Origin of the sequence: Enterobacter sp. BNK-16 (assembly GCF_048684955.1) — a bacterium.
Classification (GTDB): domain Bacteria; phylum Pseudomonadota; class Gammaproteobacteria; order Enterobacterales; family Enterobacteriaceae; genus Enterobacter; species Enterobacter bugandensis.
Genome location: NZ_JBLQTQ010000001.1, coordinates 1649283 through 1668678, shown reverse-complemented (window position 1 = coordinate 1668678; position 19396 = coordinate 1649283). Strand labels below are relative to the sequence as shown.

The window sequence follows — 19396 nt, the reverse complement described above, 5'->3', positions numbered from 1 at the left end:
AAGAGCTTAATAACAAAACCCGCTGCCGTATCACATTTTACGACTTTGATAATTTCCGTTATAAGCCCATAATTATTTATGGATTTTCCTTAAGTCAAAAATAGTTAATTGTCATTATTGCATAGCCATTCTTTCCACTTTATTTAATCGTTTAAAATCAAATGGATAAATAATAATTACAAAATGTATAATTCTACAAAATAATAACAACCTCAAATAATGCCACCGGATCCTGCTTAGCTATTCAACTCCCAATAATATGAAATTAATCATTATCTGATGCGAATCATGCAAATGAAAACAAACTCATTAATATCCATTTTCGCGTGAGCAATATCACATTACGGATTATTTAACTGCCTAGTATAAATCACGAAATCAATTGAGCTTAGCCGCCATGTAATTAAACACACCACATGGCGCATGCCCTTTTTATTCTGAAAAACAGTTAAAGGAATAATTATGGAAAAGCATTACGTCGGTTCTGAAATTGGTCAATTGCGTAGCGTTATGCTGCACCGCCCTAATTTAAGTCTGAAGCGGTTAACCCCCTCAAACTGTCAGGAGCTGTTATTTGATGATGTACTGTCGGTTGAACGGGCGGGTGAGGAGCATGACATCTTTGCAAACACGTTGCGCGAGCAGGGTGTGGAAGTCCTGCTGTTGACCGACCTGCTCACGCAAACGCTTGATATTGCAGAAGCGAAAGCCTGGCTTCTTGAAACACAAATTTCCGACTATCGCCTCGGGCCAACCTTTGCCGGCGACGTGCGCGGCTGGCTGGCGGATATGCCGCACCGCGAACTGGCGCGGCGATTAAGCGGGGGATTAACCTACGGCGAAATTCCGGCAGCCATTAAAAATATGGTAGTGGATACCCACACGGCGAATGATTTTATTATGAAGCCGCTGCCGAACCATTTATTTACCCGCGATACCTCCTGCTGGATTTATAACGGCGTGTCCATTAACCCAATGGCTAAACCCGCCCGCCAGCGTGAAACCAATAATCTGCGCGCGATATATCGCTGGCACCCGGCATTTGCCGACGGCGATTTTATTAAGTATTTCGGCGACGAGAATATTAATTACGACCACGCCACCTTAGAAGGCGGCGACGTACTGGTGATTGGCCGCGGCGCGGTATTGATCGGCATGTCCGAGCGCACGACGCCGCAGGGCGTGGAGTTCCTCGCCAACAGCCTGTTTAAACACCGTCAGGCCGAACGCGTGATTGCCGTTGAGCTGCCAAAACACCGCTCCTGCATGCACCTCGACACGGTGATGACCCACATCGACGTGGATACCTTCTCCGTCTATCCGGAAGTGGTGCGTAAAGACGCCCAGTGCTGGACGCTCACGCCGGACGGACGCGGCGGCCTGCTGCGCACGCAGGAAACCGACCTGCTGCACGCCATTGAGAAAGCCCTAGGCATTAACCAGGTCCGCCTGATCACCACCGGCGGCGACGCCTTTGAAGCCGAACGCGAGCAGTGGAACGACGCCAACAACGTTTTGACCATCCGCCCGGGCGTAGTGATCGGCTACGAGCGTAACGTCTGGACCAACGAGAAGTACGACAAAGCGGGCATTACCGTGCTGCCGATCCCCGGCGACGAGCTGGGACGCGGTCGCGGCGGCGCGCGCTGCATGAGCTGCCCACTGGAACGCGACGGAATTTAAGGAGCCATCATGGAACGAAAACCCACTCTGGTTGTGGCCCTGGGCGGCAACGCGCTGCTCAAGCGCGGCGAGCCGCTGGAAGCGGATATCCAGCGCCAGAACATCGAGCAGGCCGCCCGCACCATCGCCGGATTAACAGAACAGTGGCGCGTGGTGCTGGTGCACGGCAACGGGCCGCAGGTCGGGCTGCTGGCGCTGCAGAACAGCGCCTACGACAAAGTGACGCCCTACCCGCTGGACGTTCTCGGCGCGGAAAGCCAGGGGATGATCGGCTACATGCTCCAGCAGGCGCTGAAAAACAATCTGCCGCAGCGTGAGGTGAGCGTCCTGCTCACCCAGGTGGAAGTGGACGCTGCCGATCCGGCCTTTAGCAACCCGACCAAATACATCGGCCCGGTGTACAGCGAAGCGCAGGCGAAAGCGCTGGCCGCAGAAAAAGGCTGGACGTTCAGGGCAGACGGCGCCTATTTCCGCCGCGTGGTGCCCTCTCCGCAGCCGAAGCGCATCGTGGAGAGCGACGCCATCACGGCGCTGATCCAGCGCGACCACCTGGTCATCTGCAACGGCGGCGGCGGCGTGCCGGTAGTGGAAAACGCCAACGGCTATCGCGGCGTTGAGGCGGTGATCGACAAAGACCTCTCCGCCGCCCTGCTGGCGCGCCAGATCGAGGCCGATGCCCTGCTGATCCTCACCGATGCCGACGCGGTGTACCTCGACTGGGGCAAGCCGACCCAGCGCCCGCTGGCGCAGGTGACGCCGGAATTGCTTAAAGACATGACGTTCGACGCCGGATCGATGGGGCCGAAAGTGGCCGCCTGCCGCGAATTTGTTGAGGCCTGCAACGGCATTGCCGGGATCGGCGCGCTGGCCGATGGCGCGGAGATCCTGGCGGGCGAGAAAGGCACGCTGATTCGTAACTGATCACTCATTTTAAAAAGGATTTAGCCATGACCATCAACCTGAAAAAACGCAACTTCCTCAAACTGCTGGACTACACCCCGGCGGAAATTCAGTACCTGATCGACCTCGCCATCGAGCTGAAGGCGGCCAAAAAAGCCGGGCGCGAAAAGCAGACGCTGGTCGGGAAAAACATCGCCCTGATCTTTGAAAAAACCTCCACCCGCACCCGCTGCGCCTTCGAAGTGGGCGCGTTTGATCAGGGCGCGCAGGTCACCTACCTCGGTCCAAGCGGGTCGCAGATCGGCCATAAAGAGTCGATGAAAGACACCGCCCGCGTGCTGGGCCGCATGTATGACGGCATCGAGTACCGCGGCTACGGCCAGGCCATCGTCGAGGAGCTGGGCGAGTACGCGGGCGTGCCGGTATGGAACGGCCTGACCGACGAGTTCCACCCGACGCAAATTCTCGCTGACCTGATGACCATGCTGGAGCATTCACCGGGCAAAACCCTGCCGGAGTTGAGCTTTGCCTATCTCGGCGACGCGCGGAATAACATGGGCAACTCCCTGATGGTCGGCGCGGCCAAGATGGGGATGGATATCCGCCTCGTGGCACCGAAATCCTTCTGGCCAGAAGCAGGGCTGGTTGAGCAGTGCCGCGCCATCGCCAAAGAAACGGGCGCGCGCATCACCCTCACCGACGATGTGGAAGAAGGCGTGCAGGGCACCGATTTCCTCTACACCGACGTGTGGGTCTCCATGGGAGAGCCGAAGGAGGCCTGGGCCGAGCGCGTCAGCCTGATGAAGCCGTATCAAATCAACGCGGACGTGATGAAGGCCACCGGCAACCCGAACGTCAAGTTCATGCACTGCCTGCCCGCGTTCCACAACGAGCACACTAAAGTGGGCCGCGAGATCGAGATGGCGTACGGCCTGAAGGGACTGGAGGTGACGGAAGAGGTCTTTGAATCACCGAACTCCATCGTCTTTGACGAAGCAGAAAACCGCATGCACACCATTAAGGCGGTCATGGTGGCGACACTCGGCGACTAATCACCGCCCGGCGCGCCGCGGGGTGCGCCGGGTTTCAGGAGAACATCATGGGCAAGTTCAAGTTTCCCTCCGCTTACACCATTCTCTTTTTTCTGATTGCCGTGGTTGCCGTGCTGACGTGGATTGTTCCGGCCGGGCAGTACCATATGGCGATGAACGAGGCGCTCGGCAAAGAGGTGCCGGTTGCCGGCACCTATGCGCACGTGGCATCGCACCCGCAGGGGCTGGTGTCGGTGCTGATGGCCCCGATAGCCGGACTGTACGATCCGGAGTCCGGCCAGGCCGGGGCGATCGACGTCGCGCTGTTTATCCTGATCATCGGGGGATTTCTCGGGATCGTCACCAAAACCGGAGCGATTGACGCCGGGATCGAGCGCGTCACCACTAAGCTGCGCGGGCGCGAAGAGTGGATGATCCCGATCCTGATGGCGCTGTTTGCCGCAGGCGGCACGATTTACGGCATGGCCGAAGAGTCGCTGCCCTTCTATACCTTACTGGTGCCGGTGATGCTGGCGGCGCGGTTCGATCCGGTGGTTGCCGCGTCCACCGTACTGCTCGGGGCGGGGATCGGCACGCTCGGGTCCACCATTAACCCGTTCGCGACGGTGATCGCCGCCAACGCCGCCGGGATCCCCTTCACCAATGGGATCATGCTGCGCATCGCGCTGCTGGTCATCGGCTGGATCATCTGCGTGGCGTGGGTGATGCGCTATGCCCGCAAGGTGCGCAAAGATCCGTCGCTGTCGATCGTGGCGGATAAACAGGAGGAGAACCTCGCCCACTTCCTCGGCAACAAGGGCGAGCAGTCGCTGGAATTTACCCCGGTGCGCAAACTCATCCTGGTGATTTTCGCCCTCGCCTTCGCGGTGATGATCTACGGCGTGGCGGTGCTGGGCTGGTGGATGGCGGAGATCTCGGCGGTGTTCCTCGCCAGCGCCATTATCGTTGGGCTTATCGCCCGCATGAGCGAAGAGGAGCTGACCTCAACCTTTATCAACGGCGCGCGAGATTTGCTGGGCGTCGCGCTGATTATCGGCATCGCGCGCGGTATCGTAGTGATTATGGATAAGGGCATGATTACCCACACCATTTTGCACAGCGCCGAGGGGATGGTCACCGGATTGTCGACGGTGGCGTTCATTAACGTGATGTACTGGCTGGAGGTGGTGCTGTCGTTTCTTGTGCCTTCTTCGTCCGGCCTGGCCGTTCTGACGATGCCGATCATGGCGCCCCTTGCCGATTTCGCTAACGTCAACCGCGACCTGGTGGTTACGGCTTACCAGTCGGCGTCCGGCATCGTTAACCTTATCACCCCCACCTCTGCCGTCGTGATGGGCGGGCTGGCTATCGCCCGCGTGCCCTACGTGCGTTATCTGAAATGGGTCGCGCCGCTGCTGGGGATTTTGACGGTGGTGATTATGGTGGCGTTAAGCCTGGGCGCGTTGTTGTGATTTGCCGGATGGCGCTGCGCTCATCCGGCCTACGGATCGGTGCGGTGCCACCGGTTATTTCGGGAACTGATATGGGAACTATGATGGATTACGAAGAGTACTCTCCCAAAGAGCAACTACAGCTAACGGTCTGCCAGCGTCTGATCGCGGAAAAGAGCTATCTCTCTCAGGAAGAGATCCGCCGCGACTTGCAGGAGCGGGGTTTTGAGACCATCAGCCAGTCCACCGTTTCACGTCTGCTCAAGCTGCTTGGCGTCATAAAAATTCGCAATGCCAAAGGGCTAAAGATTTATTCGCTGAATCCCCAGCTGCGCCCTGCCCCCGACGCCGCGCGTACCGTCTCCGAAATGGTGGTGAGCGTGGAGCACAATAGCGAATTTATCCTTATTCATACCGTTGCCGGATATGGCCGCGCGGTGGCGCGTATTCTGGATTATCACCAGTTACCGGAAATTTTAGGCGTGGTGGCGGGAAGCAGTATCGTCTGGGTCGCGCCCCGGGTGGTGAAGCGTACCGCGCTGGTGCACAAGCAAATTAATTATTTACTCAGAATGCATTAATATTCATAAAGAACCGTTTGCATTGAGTAAAGCGTGCATTAAATCGCTTGATCCCAAAAACGAGCTGCGTATAATGCCCGACAATTTGCCGGGAGGAAGCATGGTCAAGCGTGTACGACATAACGTCTTACCGCGTCTGAAATCAGACGCTGGCCTGCCGTTTTTCTTCCCGTTGCTAAACCTATTCCCAGAGCCCCTCATTTGAGGGGCTTTTTTTTGCCCGGCGTCAGGAGATAAACATGAATCCGCTTTATCAAAAACACATCATTTCCATAAACGACCTCAGCCGCGAAGAGCTGGAACTGGTTCTGGAAACCGCGGCAAAACTGAAGGCCAATCCGCAGCCAGAGCTGCTGAAGCACAAGGTGATCGCGAGCTGTTTCTTTGAAGCCTCGACGCGCACCCGCCTCTCCTTTGAAACCTCCATGCACCGCCTGGGCGCGAGCGTGGTGGGCTTCTCGGACAGCAGCAACACGTCGCTGGGCAAAAAAGGCGAAACCCTGGCGGATACCATTTCAGTGATCAGCACCTACGTTGACGCGATTGTGATGCGCCACCCGCAGGAGGGCGCGGCGCGTCTGGCAACCGAGTTTTCTGGCGGTATTCCGGTGCTGAACGCCGGTGACGGCGCCAACCAGCATCCGACGCAAACCCTGCTGGACCTGTTCACCATTCAGGAGACCCAGGGCACGCTTGAAAACCTGAACATCGCCATGGTCGGCGACCTGAAGTACGGCCGCACCGTCCACTCCCTGACCCAGGCGCTGGCGAAATTTAGCGGCAACCGCTTCTTCTTCATCGCCCCGGACGCGCTGGCGATGCCGCAGTACATCCTCGACATGCTGGACGAGAAAGGCATTACGTGGAGCCTGCACGCCAGCATCGAAGAGGTGGTGGGCAACGTGGATATTCTCTATATGACCCGCGTGCAGAAAGAGCGTCTGGATCCGTCCGAATACGCCAACGTGAAGGCGCAGTTCGTGCTGCGCGCCAGCGATCTCGACGGCGCGCGCGACAACATGAAGGTGCTGCACCCGCTGCCGCGGATCGATGAGATTGCCACCGACGTGGATAAAACGCCGCACGCCTGGTACTTCCAGCAGGCCGGGAACGGCATCTTCGCCCGCCAGGCGTTACTGGCACTGGTTCTGAATCGCGAATTAGCTCTGTAAGGGGAGACGACCATGACACACGATAACAAACTCCAGGTTGAAGCCATCAAGCGTGGCACCGTGATTGACCACATCCCTGCGCAGGTGGGCTTTAAGCTGCTGACGCTGTTCAAACTGACCGAAACCGACCAGCGCATTACCATCGGCCTGAACCTGCCGTCCGGCGAAATGGGCCGTAAAGATCTGATCAAGATCGAGAACACCTTCCTGACCGACGAGCAGGTCAACCAGCTCTCGCTGTACGCGCCGGACGCCACGGTTAACCGCATCGACGATTACGACGTGGTGGGCAAATCCCGCCCGAGCCTGCCGGAGCGCATCGAAAGCGTGCTGGTCTGCCCGAACAGCAACTGCATCAGCCACGCCGAGCCGGTTTCGTCCAGCTTTGCAGTGAAAAAGCGCGCCAATGACATCGCGCTCAAATGCAAATACTGCGAAAAAGAGTTTTCCCATTATGTGGTGCTGGCCAACTAATTGAGGTTGGTAATGAAATCCCGGCTGTTATAATGGCCGGGAACATTCTTAACGCTGTAATTCTGGAGAAAAAATGAGCAAAGTACTCGCGACGGAAAATGCACCAGCGGCTATCGGCCCATACGTTCAGGGCGTTGATCTGGGCAGCATGATCATCACCTCTGGCCAGATCCCGGTAAACCCGAAAACCGGTGAAGTACCGGCCGACGTGGCGGCGCAGGCGCGTCAGTCGCTGGAAAACGTGCAGGCTATCGTTGAATCTGCGGGCCTGAAAGTGGGTGATATCGTCAAAACGACGGTGTTCGTGAAAGATCTGAACGACTTCGCCACCGTTAACGCTACGTATGAAGCGTTCTTCACCGAGCACAACGCCACCTTCCCGGCGCGCTCCTGCGTGGAAGTGGCGCGTCTGCCAAAAGACGTGAAAATTGAAATTGAAGCGATCGCCGTACGTCGTTAATACATTTCAATAAACAGAAGGCAGCTCGGGCTGCCTTTTTTATTTCGGTTATTTTTACTCTCCGGGTAAAATGACACAGAGCCAGATCCATTATTAGACTCTCCCTCGCCTAGTAATATTCTCTAATAATGGATGAGTAATGAAACTTTCAAAAATTGCACTTGCCCTCGCAACAGTGACCGTTGCGTCTTCGGCATTTGCTCACGGATATATTGAATCTCCTGCCAGCCGCGCCTATATGTGTAAGCTGGGTCAAAATATTGATTGCGGCTCCGTACAGTATGAACCGCAGAGCGTAGAGAAAACCTCCGGCTTCCCGACCGGGGCAGAGCCAGCAGACGGACACCTCGCCAGCGCGGGTATCTCTCAATATTCTCAGCTGGATAAGCAGAGCCTGAATGCGTGGACTAAAAACCCGATGACCGCGGGCCCGCATGAATTTGTCTGGCACCATACTGCGCCGCACAAAACCACCAACTGGCGTTATTACATTACCAAACAAAACTGGGACCCAAATAAGCCGCTAACCCGCGATCAGTTTGAATTAACCCCGTTCTGTACAATTAACGGAAATAGCCAGGCGCCAGCCGTAACTAAATCCATGACCTGTAATGTTCCTGAACGCACAGGCTATCAGGTAATTTACGGCGTATGGGAAATTGCAGATACCACAAACAGCTTCTATCAGGCTATCGACGTTGATTTCGGGAATGGCGGCAACGTTACCCCGGACGAAACGCCTGCGGTTGTGTCCGAGTGGAGCAAAACCCTGAGCGGCCAGATTGCCGGTAATAACCTGAACGTGGGCGATAAAGTTATCGCACGCTTCTTCGACGCCCACGGCGAAGTGACCGCCATGCGCACCGAGATGACCATCGGCTCTGCTGAACAAGGCGACGCTAACCAGTGGTCCTACGATCTGGCGCAGAAGATCAACACCGCGCAGCACGACGTGCGCGTCGGTGTGAAGGATGAAGCCGGTGACATCAGCCCGGTTCACGGCGCCAACAGCGTATTCGTGAAAGACGGCAGCACGCTGCAGTCCGTTGCTATCTCTTATAAAGAGCAGAAAGCGCAGGTGAGCGAAACCATTGCCGTTACCGATCTGCAATACAGCAAAATCGAACATGGCAACGCGACCGTGACCTTCCACGTGAATACGCAGGGTGACGTGAATTTTGAAGCACACGTGATGAACCACCACGGTGCGGAAAAAGGCTACCTGAAGCAGGACATGAACAACAGCAATCAGGACGTCACCATGACCCTGACCGACGTGACCGCCGGTCACCACATGCTGAAATACTACGCGACCAATAAAGACGGCACCCTGTTCGCGCAGGACGTCCTGAACCTGATGCTGGAAGGCGATGCCGCTGCGGATAGCACCGGCCACCACGACTTTACCTTCCCGGACAATATCGCGTCGTACAAGGCTGGTACCGTGGTGCTTCAGCCTAAAGACGGTAAGACCTACGAATGTAAGCCTTTCCCGTACAGCGGCTTCTGCGTGCAGTACAGCCCAACCGCAAACCAGTATGAGCCAGGCGTTGGCGCACACTGGAAAGAGGCGTGGGTTCTGAAGAACTGAGTGGCCTTTATGCCCGGCGGCACTTCGTTTGCCGGGCCTACACCACGTAGGCCCGGTAAGCGCAGCGCCACCGGGCATGTGTGTTACTGATTTCGCGTGGCGCGTAGCAGCGTCTCCAGCGGATAGACCGCCGCAATCACCACCTCATCCTGCACCTTCGCCGCGCTCTCCAGCTCGCTCTGGATCGACGCGATCTCTTTGTCGTCCAGCGTCCCCTGACGCGCCACCAGATCCGTCAGCCTCAGGCCAATCGAGGCCAGCTTATCCACCTCCAGAATGACCGGCTTAATGGCCTTCAGCTGATAGCTGTTTTCGCTCAAGGCCAGCACGTCGCTGGTGTTGTTCTGCCAGCGGTTAAAGACGTGGCGCAGCGCCTCGGCGCTCTCCGTGTCTTCCGCGTCGCTCACCAGGCGGTCCGCCCACTTGTGCATCTGACGCACGGTGGCGCTTTCGGCGTTCAACGCATCTGCAAGTCTGTTAAGCGGCTCAAACTGATGGTAGTTTCCGGCCTGGAACTTCAGGTGCTGGCGGGTGTAATACTGGGCCGGCTCGAGCGCCTGAGCGAGGATTTGCAGCGGCAGGGTATCCGCATTATTTGCCAGCCGCGTAAACTGTACCAACTGCTGGGTGTGCTGCTGTAGCCCAACCGACACCGTGGACCAGCTGTCCATCGCCTGCAGGCGGGTATACATGTTATCGACGTCGTTGACGTCCTGCGCGGACCACAGCCGCTCCGCCACCGCAAAGGCGCGTGGCCACAGGCGAATGTCCAGCACCGGCGCGACCACGTTTTCCGCCCACAGCGCGGCTTCGCCGCCGAGCAGGTTGGCCTGATTCGCCACGTCCGGCACGACCGGAGGGGTACCTTTCGGCACGTCGTCCAGACGCGCGCCGCTAATCGGGTAGCGGGTGTTTCCCACCAGGAAATAGCCGGTGAGTTTGTCGTTATCAACGTTGACCACCGGGCGCGTTTCACCCATCCAGGTGTCGACGGTAAAGGTCACCTGGTTGTCGTCGCGCCACTGAATGTTATTCACCGCCCGACGCGATTTCCCGGCAAAATCAATAAAACCGCGCCAGCCGGCGTCGCCTTTCACCAGCGTAAAGCTGCCTTCCACCGGCTTGCCCTTCAGGCGCGGCATGGAGAAAGCCCAGCTCTGGACGCTGTCGGTGTCCGCTATCACGTCCACGCCATTCAGCCCCTGCGGCACGATTTCGTTGCGGTAGTGATAGGCGGTGGACTGGGGCTGGTCGAGGTAGAAGCCGGTTGAGAGAATGCCCTTATAGCCATTCTGCGCCACCTGCCCCAGCGCGTCCTGTCCCTGCCAGGACTGGATCAGAATGCTTTTCGGCAGATCGGGATGGTAGATCTCGTCCCAGCCGACCATCTGCCGGTGGTGCTTCTCAAGGATCGTCTCCAGCTTGCGGTTGAAATACGCCTGCAGCGCGTGGCTATCCGCCAGTTTATTGTCGCGCATAAATCTCTGGATCGCCGCGTTTGCCTTCCACTGGCTGTCGTCCACCTCATCGCCGCCAATATGCAGATACGGATCGGGGAAGATCGCCGCCAGTTCGCTGACCATCGCGTCGGCAAAGGTGTAGGCCGCCTCTTTGGTGGGATCCAGCACAGGCTTTAGTACGCCCCAGTGGCGCTCCATAGCGTACGGCCCCGGCGCGCTCATCAGTTCTGGATAGGCGACGGCAATCGCTGAGGCGTGGCCCGGCATATCGATTTCCGGCACCACGCGTATGCCGCGTTCGGCAGCGTAACGCACAATCTCGCGCATCTGCTCAGGGGTGTAGAACAGCCCGTCGCTGGCAAGCTGGGTTAATTTTGGATAACGCTTCGAGGTAAAGCGCCAGCCCTGATCGTCAGTCAGATGCCAGTGCAGGACGTTGAGCTTAGCCGCAGCCATGCCGTCGATCTGACGCTTGATATCGGGTAACGGGATGAAATGGCGCGCCGAATCGAGCAGCAGCCCGCGCCACGGGAAGCGCGGTGAATCTTCGATGGTAACCCACGGAATCGAAGTGTTTTCGGCACCGTTCTGCATCAGCTGGAGCAAGGTTTCCATTGCGCGCAATGCGCCAAAGCGGGTGTTAGCGGAGATGTTCACGCCGTTGGCATCCACTATGAGTTTGTAGCTCTCATCGCTGTCCGGCAGCGGCTGCGGCTTCACCTTTTTAGCGATGGCGATACGGATGGTCGGCTTGTCAGGTTTTTCGGCCTGTGGCTGTAGCGTCCAGCCGGTTTGCAGCGCAATGCGCTGGCGCAGGCGGTTGACCGCGTCCCCCAGATCGTCGCCGCTGACGCTCACGGAGAGTTGATTGTTAAGCACCAGCGCACCCTGAGTCGTCGGGCGTTCAACCTTCGCAGGCCAGGGCATCAGGGGAAGGTCGCCTGCCGGCGCGGCAAAAGCGGAGGCGCCGAGCATAAGCCCGGCGGTTAAGAGACTGTACCGTAACATGAATGTTCCTTATCTGACGGGCCAAATACAGGCAAAACATTCTGTTAACATGCGTACAAATTGTCGTCAAGCGAATGCGCCGACGGAGATCACAGGTTGTTGAATTTGGGAGGAAAGCCAGATGCCGGGTGGCGGCTTTGCCTTACCCGGCCTACGTCTGGATTGTGGCAAAATGAGCTTACTGCCACCCATATCGACGCGCATAGAACCCTTTCACCATCTGGGTCAGCACCATATAACCCGCGAGGATCGCCACCAACCATGGGAAGTAGCTCAGCGGCAGCGCCTGCAGCTGCAGGTAGCTTGCCAGCGGGGAGAACGGCAGCGCGATACCCAGCGCCATCACAATGCCCGTCATTACAATCAGCGGCCACGCGGCGCGGCTCTGAATGAACGGAATGCGGCGGGTGCGGATCATATGCACAATCAGCGTCTGGGACAGCAGACCTACCACGAACCAGCCGGACTGGAACAGCGTCTGGTGTTCCGGGGTGTTGGCGTGGAACACAAACCACATCAGGCAGAAGGTCAGAATGTCGAAGATGGAGCTGATCGGCCCAAAGAACAGCATGAAGCGGCCCAGATCGGCGGGGTTCCAGCGCTGCGGCTTCTGGATTTGCTCGTCGTCCACGTTATCAAACGGGATCGCTACCTGAGAGACATCGTACATCAGGTTCTGGATCAGCAGGTGCAGCGGCAGCATCGGCAGGAACGGCAGAAACGCGCTCGCCACCAGCACGCTGAAGACGTTACCGAAGTTGGAGCTGGCGGTCATTTTGATGTATTTGAGCATGTTGGCGAAGGTGCGACGCCCTTCGATGACGCCCTCCTCCAGCACCATCAGGCTCTTTTCCAGCAGGATGATATCCGCCGCTTCACGGGCGATATCCACAGCGCCGTCCACGGAGATGCCAATGTCCGCCGCACGCAGCGCGGGCGCATCGTTGATGCCGTCGCCCATAAAGCCCACCACGTGCCCTTCACGACGCAGCAGCGTCACAATGCGCTCTTTGTGCATCGGCGTCAGGCGGGCAAACAGCGTCGTGCGCTGGGCAAGCTGCGCCAGTTCGTCGTCGGTGAGGTGCTCAATGTCGCTCCCCACCACCACGTCGCCCGCGTCCAGCCCCACTTCGTGACACACTTTGGCCGCCACCAGCTCGCTGTCACCGGTGAGAATTTTGACGGTGATGCCGCTCGCCTTCAGCGCCTTCAGCGCCGGTGCGGTGGTCTCTTTCGGCGGATCGAGGAATGCGATGTAACCCTCGAGGATCAAATCGGATTCGTCGATACGCTGATAGTCCCCCTCCCGCGCGGGCAGGAATTTGCTCGCCACCGCCACCACGCGCAGCCCCTGACGGTTCAGGTTGTCGGTGACGCGCTTGATGCGGCGCAGCATGGTGTCGTCCAGCGGCACGATCTCCCCGTTATGGCGCACCTGCGTGGAGACGTTCAGGATCTCCTGCAGCGCGCCTTTGCAGATCAGCTGGTGCACGTCCGGCTGCTCGCTGACCACCACCGACATGCGGCGGCGCTCGAAGTCGAACGGGATTTCGTCCACCTTCTGCCAGCGGCCGGAGAGCGTACGGGCGGCCTCCTCGTCCACGCCTTCCAGCACCGCCACGTCGAGCAGGTTTTTCAGCCCGGTCTGGTAGTGGCTGTTCAGCCACGCGCTGTGGAGCACGCGCTCGCTGGTTTTACCGGCGATGTCGGTGTGGTTCTCCAGCACGATTTTATCCTGCGTCAGGGTGCCGGTTTTATCGGTGCAGAGAATGTCCATCGCGCCAAAGTTCTGGATGGCGTCGAGGTGTTTGACGATCACCTTTTGTTTAGAGAGTTTGACCGCCCCGCGCGCCAGCGTGGAGGTAACGATCATCGGCAGCATTTCCGGCGTCAGGCCGACGGCCACGGAGAGCGCAAACAGCGCCGCCTCCCACCAGTCGCCTTTGGTGTACCCGTTGATCAGCAGGACAATCGGCGTCATGACCATCATAAAGCGGATCAGCAGCATGCTGACGCGGCCAATCCCTTTCTGGAACGCGTTCGGCTCGCTCTCCTGCTCGCTGACGCGCCCGGCAAGCTGTCCAAACCAGGTATTGCCGCCGGTGGCGGTGACAATTGCCTGCGCCGTGCCGCTGACCACCGTGGTGCCCATAAAGCACAGGGTGTCGCACTCGAGCGGGTTCATCTGCTGCGGGTCGCGGCTGCGCGATACCTTCTCAACGGGCAGGGACTCCCCGGTCAGGGAGGCCTGCGCCACGAACAAATCGCGCGCCTGGATGATGCGTAAATCCGCCGGGATCATGTCTCCCGCCGCCAGCTTCACCAGATCGCCCGGCACCAGCTGGTCAATAGGCAGCTCAACCCAGGCGTTTTCGCCGAGGTCGTTAATCACGCGCGAGACGGTCGAGGTGTTGCTGACCATCGCCTTCAGGGCGTCCGCCGCTTTGGTGGAGCGGGCTTCCTGAATGAAGTTCAGCAGCGTGGAGATACCCACCATCAGGGCAATCACGCCCGCGGCAAAGAGATCTTCCGTCGCGTAAGAGATGATGCCGAGCACGGTCAGCAGCAGGTTGAACGGGTTGCGGTAGCAGAGCCACAGGTGCACCCACCACGGAGAGGGCTTCTGCGCCGGGATCTGGTTATCGCCGTGCACGGCGCGGATTTTTTCCACTTCTGCCGCGTTCAGCCCTTCCGGATGGCCGCCAAAGGCGCGCCAGACTTCGTTTTCATCCATCGCCGCCACGTTCAGGCAGCGTTCGGTCAGGGACGCCGGGATCGCCGCTCCCGCCATGTTTTTGGCATTGGGCAGCGGGTCGCGCTGAACAAGACGGTGTGGCAGATGGCGGCTCAGCAGCGCCTGCAGCTGCCGGGTGATATTTTTAAACATAGACATTCCTCCGCATCCGCCAGGCGGACGCAGCATTCCCTTCAGGCGTGGCAAAGCCGTACCTGTCAGGCACTCAATTTTTCAAGCAGGAACGTTTGGGACGTTGCTGCCTCACATTACCGGTGAGACAGCAAAAGCTGGCTTACCGGAAAGAACAAATTCTCCCGTTCAGGAGAGGTGTGGGATCGGGATCCATAAAGCCTCCGGTAAGTAAAAAAACAGGGTGTCGCCGCGCAGTATAAAGATTTAAGCGTACCCTTTGTGACGATTCGGGCGGTATTATACGCGCCTGCAAATAAACAGTACGTAAACCAGACTTTGCCCATAGCGAAATCGCGCTATAGCATTAGGCTCAATTGACCATTTTGTCGTTGTTACAGGGAAAACAGCATGCAGAACCGCCTTACGATTAAAGACATCGCGCGTTTAAGCGGCGTGGGGAAATCAACCGTCTCACGCGTGCTGAACAACGAAAGCGGCGTCAGCGAACGCACCCGCGAGCGCGTTGAGGCGGTCATGAATCAGCACGGTTTTTCCCCTTCCCGCTCCGCGCGCGCCATGCGCGGGCAGAGCGATAAAGTGGTGGCGATCATCGTTTCGCGTCTGGATTCCCTCTCCGAAAACCTCGCCGTTCAGACCATGCTGCCTGCCTTCTACGAGCAGGGCTATGATCCGATCATGATGGAGAGCCAGTTCTCGCCACAGCTGGTGGAAGAACATCTCGGCATGCTCCAGCGCCGTAACATTGACGGCGTGGTGCTGTTTGGTTTTACCGGCATTGACGAGGAGATGCTGAAACACTGGCAGCCGTCGCTGGTGCTGCTGGCGCGCGATGCCCACGATTTTGCCTCCGTCTGTTATGACGATGAGGGGGCGATTATCACCCTGATGCAGCGCCTGTACGAAGAAGGCCACCGCCACATCAGCTATCTGGGCGTGCCGCACGCGGACGTTACCACCGGCAAGCGCCGCCACGAGGCCTATCTGGCCTTTTGCAAAAAGCACAATCTCCCTGCCGTGGCCTCCCTGCCGGGGCTGGGCATGAAGCAGGGCTACGAGCAGGTCGCCAGCGTCCTGACGCCGCAGACCACCGCGCTGGTGTGCGCCACGGACACCCTTGCGCTGGGTGCCAGCAAGTATCTGCAGGAGCAGCGCATTGATAACCTGCAGGTGGCGAGCGTCGGCAGCACGCCGCTGATGAAGTTCCTGCACCCTGAAATTATCACCGTCGATCCGGGCTACGCCGAGTCCGGCAGACAGGCCGCCGCGCAGCTGATCGAACAGATCAACGGGCGGAGCGAGCCGCGCCAGATCGTTATTCCTGCCCGTCTCTCATAACCCCCCTGAATCGTTTATTGTGATCTTCGCCCGATTTCGGGAACGTTCCCATTTTCGCCGTCACGCTGAAGGAGTAGGCTTGCGCTCAGATCATTACCCCCCTCAACATCTGTCATGAGGTTTCATGATGAGTAAAGTCAAACAAGCAGATATCGATCGGCTGATCGTCCTGGTCGGCGGCCGCGAGAACATCGCCACCGTCAGCCATTGCATTACCCGCCTGCGCTTCGTGCTGAACGATCCGGCCAAGGCCAACCCGAAGGCGATTGAAGAGCTTTCCATGGTGAAAGGCTGCTTCACCAACGCCGGACAGTTCCAGGTGGTGATTGGTACCGAAGTGGGCGATTACTATCAGGCTCTGCTGGCGACCACCGGACACTCTTCTGCCGATAAAGAGCAGGCGAAGAAGGCGGCGCGCCAGAATATGAAGTGGCACGAGCAGCTGATTTCCCACTTTGCAGAAATCTTCTTCCCGCTGCTGCCGGCGCTGATCAGCGGGGGCTTAATTTTGGGCTTCCGTAACGTCATCGGCGATGTGCCAATGAGCGACGGTAAAACCCTGGCGCAGATGTACCCGGCGCTGCAAAGCATCTATGACTTCCTGTGGCTGATTGGCGAGGCGATTTTCTTCTATCTGCCGGTGGGAATTTGCTGGTCCGCGGTACGCAAGATGGGCGGTACGCCAATTCTCGGTATCGTACTGGGCGTCACGCTGGTCTCTCCGCAGTTAATGAACGCTTACTTACTTGGTCAGCAGGTGCCTGAGGTATGGAACTTCGGCCTGTTTACCATCGCCAAGGTGGGCTATCAGGCGCAGGTCATTCCGGCCCTGCTGGCGGGTCTGGCGCTGGGCTTTATTGAGACGAGACTGAAGCGCATCGTGCCGGATTACCTCTACCTGGTGGTAGTGCCGGTCTGCTCGCTGATCCTGGCCGTCTTCCTGGCGCACGCTTTTATCGGTCCGTTTGGCCGCATGATCGGCGACGGCGTGGCCTTCGCGGTGCGTCATCTGATGACCGGCAGCTTCGCGCCAATCGGTGCCGCGCTGTTTGGCTTCCTGTATGCCCCGCTGGTGATCACCGGCGTGCACCAGACCACGCTGGCCATCGATATGCAGATGATCCAGAGCCTCGGCGGTACCCCGGTCTGGCCGATTATCGCCCTCTCTAACATTGCGCAGGCCTCTGCGGTGACCGGCATCATTATCATTAGCCGTAAGCACAACGAGCGTGAGATCTCCGTTCCGGCGGCCATCTCCGCCTATCTCGGCGTCACCGAACCGGCGATGTACGGCATCAACCTGAAGTATCGCTTCCCGATGCTCTGCGCGATGATCGGCTCCGGCCTGGCGGGCCTGCTGTGCGGCCTGAACGGCGTGATGGCGAACGGGATTGGCGTCGGCGGCCTGCCGGGCATCCTCTCCATCCAGCCTACTTTCTGGCAGGTGTTTGCCCTGGCAATGGCGGTGGCGATTATCGTCCCCATGGCGCTCACCACCGTGGTTTACCAGCGTAAGTTCCGTCAGGGCACGCTGCAGATTGTTTAACTTCATCTTTCGGGGCGCAGTTGCGCCCCTTCGCATTTGCAGGAACGCACTATGAATACCCTTCCTCACTGGTGGCAGAACGGCGTCATCTACCAGATTTACCCAAAGAGTTTTCAGGACACCACCGGCAGCGGCACCGGCGATCTGCGCGGCGTGACGCAGCGGCTGGATTACCTGAAAACCCTCGGCATCGACGCCATCTGGCTGACGCCGTTTTATATTTCCCCGCAGGTGGATAACGGCTACGACGTGGCGAATTACACCGCCATCGACCCGTCCTTCGGCACGCTGGATGACTTTGACGAGCTGGTTGCCGAAGCGCACGAACGCGGCATTCGCATCGTGCTGGATATGGTGTTTAACCATACCTCCACGCAGCACGCCTGGTTCCGCGAGTCGCTGAACAAAGCGAGCCCGTACCGCCAGTTCTACATCTGGCGCGACGGCACGCCGGAGCAGCTCCCCAACAACTGGCGCTCCAAGTTTGGCGGCAACGCCTGGCGCTGGCACGCCGAGAGCGAGCAGTATTATCTTCACCTTTTCGCGCCCGAGCAGGCGGATCTCAACTGGGAAAACCCGGCGGTGCGCGCCGAGCTGAAAAAGGTATGCGAGTTCTGGGCCGATCGCGGCGTGGACGGCTTGCGTCTGGACGTGATTAACCTCATCTCTAAAGATCAGGATTTCCCGGACGACACCATTGGCGACGGTCGCCGCTTCTACACTGACGGCCCGCGCATCCACGAATATCTCCAGGAGATGAGCCGCGACGTCTTCACCCCGCGCAACCTGATGACGGTGGGCGAGATGTCGTCAACCTCGCTGGAGAACTGCCAGCAGTACGCGTCGCTCGACGGGCGCGAGCTGTCGATGACCTTTAACTTCCACCACCTGAAGGTGGACTACCCCGGCGGCGAAAAGTGGACGAAGGCAAAGCCGGACTTTGTGGCGCTGAAAACCCTTTTCCGCCATTGGCAGCAGGGGATGCACAACAAAGCCTGGAACGCGCTGTTCTGGTGTAACCACGACCAGCCGCGCATCGTGTCGCGCTTTGGCGACGAAGGGGAACACCGTGTTCACGCTGCAAAGATGCTCGGCATGGTGCTGCACGGCATGCAGGGCACGCCGTACATCTATCAGGGTGAAGAGCTGGGCATGACCAACCCGCACTTCAGCCGCATCACCGACTACCGCGACGTGGAAAGCCTGAACATGTTCGCCGAACTGCGGGCCAATGGCCGTGAGCCGGATGAATTACTGGCGATTCTGGCGAGTAAATCCCGCGATAACGGGCGAACCCCAATGCAGTGGGACGCGTCGCACAATGCGGGCTTTACCGAGGGCGAGCCGTGGATTGGGGTCTGCGATAACTATGAAACCGTGAATGCCCGTACGGCGCTGGACGACCCGGATTCAGTGTTCTACACCTATCAGTCGCTGATTCGTCTGCGCAAGACCCTCCCGGTGCTGACGTGGGGAGATTATGACGATCTGCTGCCGGAACACACTTCCCTGTGGTGCTATCGCCGCCAGTGGCAGGGCCAGACGCTGATGGTGGTGGCAAACCTGAGCCGAGAGCGCCAGCAGTGGCAGCCGGACCCGGTACAGGGCGCATGGCAGGTCGCACTCAGCAACTATGAGGACGTCCCCTCTCGTCCCGATACGCTGCAACTGCGCCCGTTTGAAGCCATCTGGTGGGTGCAGGAATAAACGTCAGGAGATACAGCATGCTGTATCTCCTTTTTTATGTTTAGCGATACGTTAAATGTACGACGATAACTTTTACATCACGGCGTACCGAAAATAAAAATAGCCCT

15 protein-coding genes and 1 pseudogene are annotated in these 19396 nt (G+C 58.3%); 13 read left to right on the top strand and 3 right to left on the bottom strand.

The genetic code is table 11. The annotated features are described in order from the left end of the window. Positions 1-462: 462 nt before the first annotated feature. The 5 genes from arcA to ACMGGH_RS07980 all read left to right on the top strand — a co-directional run bounded on the left by arcA (position 463) and on the right by ACMGGH_RS07980 (position 5646). Positions 463-1683, top strand: a complete 1221-nt coding sequence (arcA, locus tag ACMGGH_RS08000; RefSeq protein WP_008501384.1) for an arginine deiminase — start codon at positions 463-465, stop codon at positions 1681-1683. A gap of 9 nt (positions 1684-1692) precedes the next feature. Beyond that, the gene (gene arcC, locus ACMGGH_RS07995; protein ID WP_232948681.1) at positions 1693-2604 is read left to right on the top strand and encodes a carbamate kinase; all 912 of its coding nucleotides are present in this window, start codon (positions 1693-1695) and stop codon (positions 2602-2604) included. Between the two features lie 26 nt (positions 2605-2630). Next, positions 2631-3635, top strand: coding sequence for an ornithine carbamoyltransferase (gene argF, locus ACMGGH_RS07990; protein ID WP_232948682.1), 1005 nt, complete (start codon positions 2631-2633; stop codon positions 3633-3635). Between the two features lie 47 nt (positions 3636-3682). Next, entirely contained in the window at positions 3683-5086 is a 1404-nt protein-coding gene (locus tag ACMGGH_RS07985; RefSeq protein ID WP_045259604.1) for a YfcC family protein, read from the top strand. Between the two features lie 80 nt (positions 5087-5166). Continuing rightward, positions 5167-5646, top strand: coding sequence for an arginine repressor (locus ACMGGH_RS07980; RefSeq protein WP_028015317.1), 480 nt, complete (start codon positions 5167-5169; stop codon positions 5644-5646). A 3-nt stretch (positions 5647-5649) separates the two neighbouring features. Here the strand turns inward: ACMGGH_RS07980 and ACMGGH_RS07975 are convergent. Beyond that, a pseudogene (locus ACMGGH_RS07975) lies at positions 5650-5767 on the bottom strand (hypothetical protein). On the opposite strand from ACMGGH_RS07975, the gene ACMGGH_RS07970 reads away from it, so the two are divergent. The 5 genes from ACMGGH_RS07970 to gbpA all read left to right on the top strand — a co-directional run bounded on the left by ACMGGH_RS07970 (position 5747) and on the right by gbpA (position 9343). Continuing rightward, entirely contained in the window at positions 5747-5851 is a 105-nt protein-coding gene (locus tag ACMGGH_RS07970) for a pyrBI operon leader peptide (RefSeq protein ID WP_022646880.1), read from the top strand. The pseudogene ACMGGH_RS07975 and the gene ACMGGH_RS07970 sit on opposite strands and share 21 nt — an antisense overlap. A gap of 34 nt (positions 5852-5885) precedes the next feature. Then, a complete protein-coding gene (gene pyrB / locus ACMGGH_RS07965; RefSeq protein ID WP_028015316.1) occupies positions 5886-6818 on the top strand; it encodes an aspartate carbamoyltransferase in 933 nt (310 codons plus the stop codon). Positions 6819-6830: 12 nt separating this feature from the next. Beyond that, positions 6831-7292 carry an aspartate carbamoyltransferase regulatory subunit gene (gene pyrI / locus ACMGGH_RS07960; RefSeq protein ID WP_010427352.1) on the top strand — a complete coding sequence of 154 codons (462 nt, stop codon included), beginning with the start codon at positions 6831-6833 and terminating at the stop codon, positions 7290-7292. 73 nt (positions 7293-7365) lie between these two features. Next, on the top strand, positions 7366-7752 hold the full coding sequence (ridA, locus tag ACMGGH_RS07955) for a 2-iminobutanoate/2-iminopropanoate deaminase (RefSeq protein ID WP_003863373.1): 387 nt from the start codon (positions 7366-7368) through the stop codon (positions 7750-7752). Between the two features lie 139 nt (positions 7753-7891). Next, on the top strand, positions 7892-9343 hold the full coding sequence (gbpA, locus tag ACMGGH_RS07950; RefSeq protein ID WP_232948683.1) for an N-acetylglucosamine-binding protein GbpA: 1452 nt from the start codon (positions 7892-7894) through the stop codon (positions 9341-9343). 83 nt (positions 9344-9426) lie between these two features. Here the strand turns inward: gbpA and ACMGGH_RS07945 are convergent, their stop codons facing one another. Together ACMGGH_RS07945 and mgtA are read right to left on the bottom strand one after the other, a co-directional pair. Next, on the bottom strand, positions 9427-11811 hold the full coding sequence (locus ACMGGH_RS07945; protein ID WP_232948684.1) for a beta-N-acetylhexosaminidase: 2385 nt from the start codon (positions 11809-11811) through the stop codon (positions 9427-9429). Between the two features lie 178 nt (positions 11812-11989). Then, a complete protein-coding gene (gene mgtA, locus ACMGGH_RS07940; RefSeq protein ID WP_232948685.1) occupies positions 11990-14698 on the bottom strand; it encodes a magnesium-translocating P-type ATPase in 2709 nt (902 codons plus the stop codon). 390 nt (positions 14699-15088) lie between these two features. Here mgtA and treR point away from each other — a divergent pair, with 390 nt between their 5' ends. The 3 genes from treR (at position 15089) to treC (ending at position 19289) form a co-directional block, all read left to right on the top strand. Next, the gene (treR, locus tag ACMGGH_RS07935) at positions 15089-16036 is read left to right on the top strand and encodes a trehalose operon repressor TreR (RefSeq protein ID WP_420299085.1); all 948 of its coding nucleotides are present in this window, start codon (positions 15089-15091) and stop codon (positions 16034-16036) included. Positions 16037-16163: 127 nt separating this feature from the next. After that, positions 16164-17582 (top strand): PTS trehalose transporter subunit IIBC, encoded by a 1419-nt coding sequence (gene treB / locus ACMGGH_RS07930; protein WP_232948709.1) that lies wholly within the window; start codon positions 16164-16166, stop codon positions 17580-17582. 51 nt (positions 17583-17633) lie between these two features. Then, a complete protein-coding gene (treC, locus tag ACMGGH_RS07925) occupies positions 17634-19289 on the top strand; it encodes an alpha,alpha-phosphotrehalase (protein ID WP_232948686.1) in 1656 nt (551 codons plus the stop codon). Positions 19290-19396 lie beyond the last annotated feature (107 nt).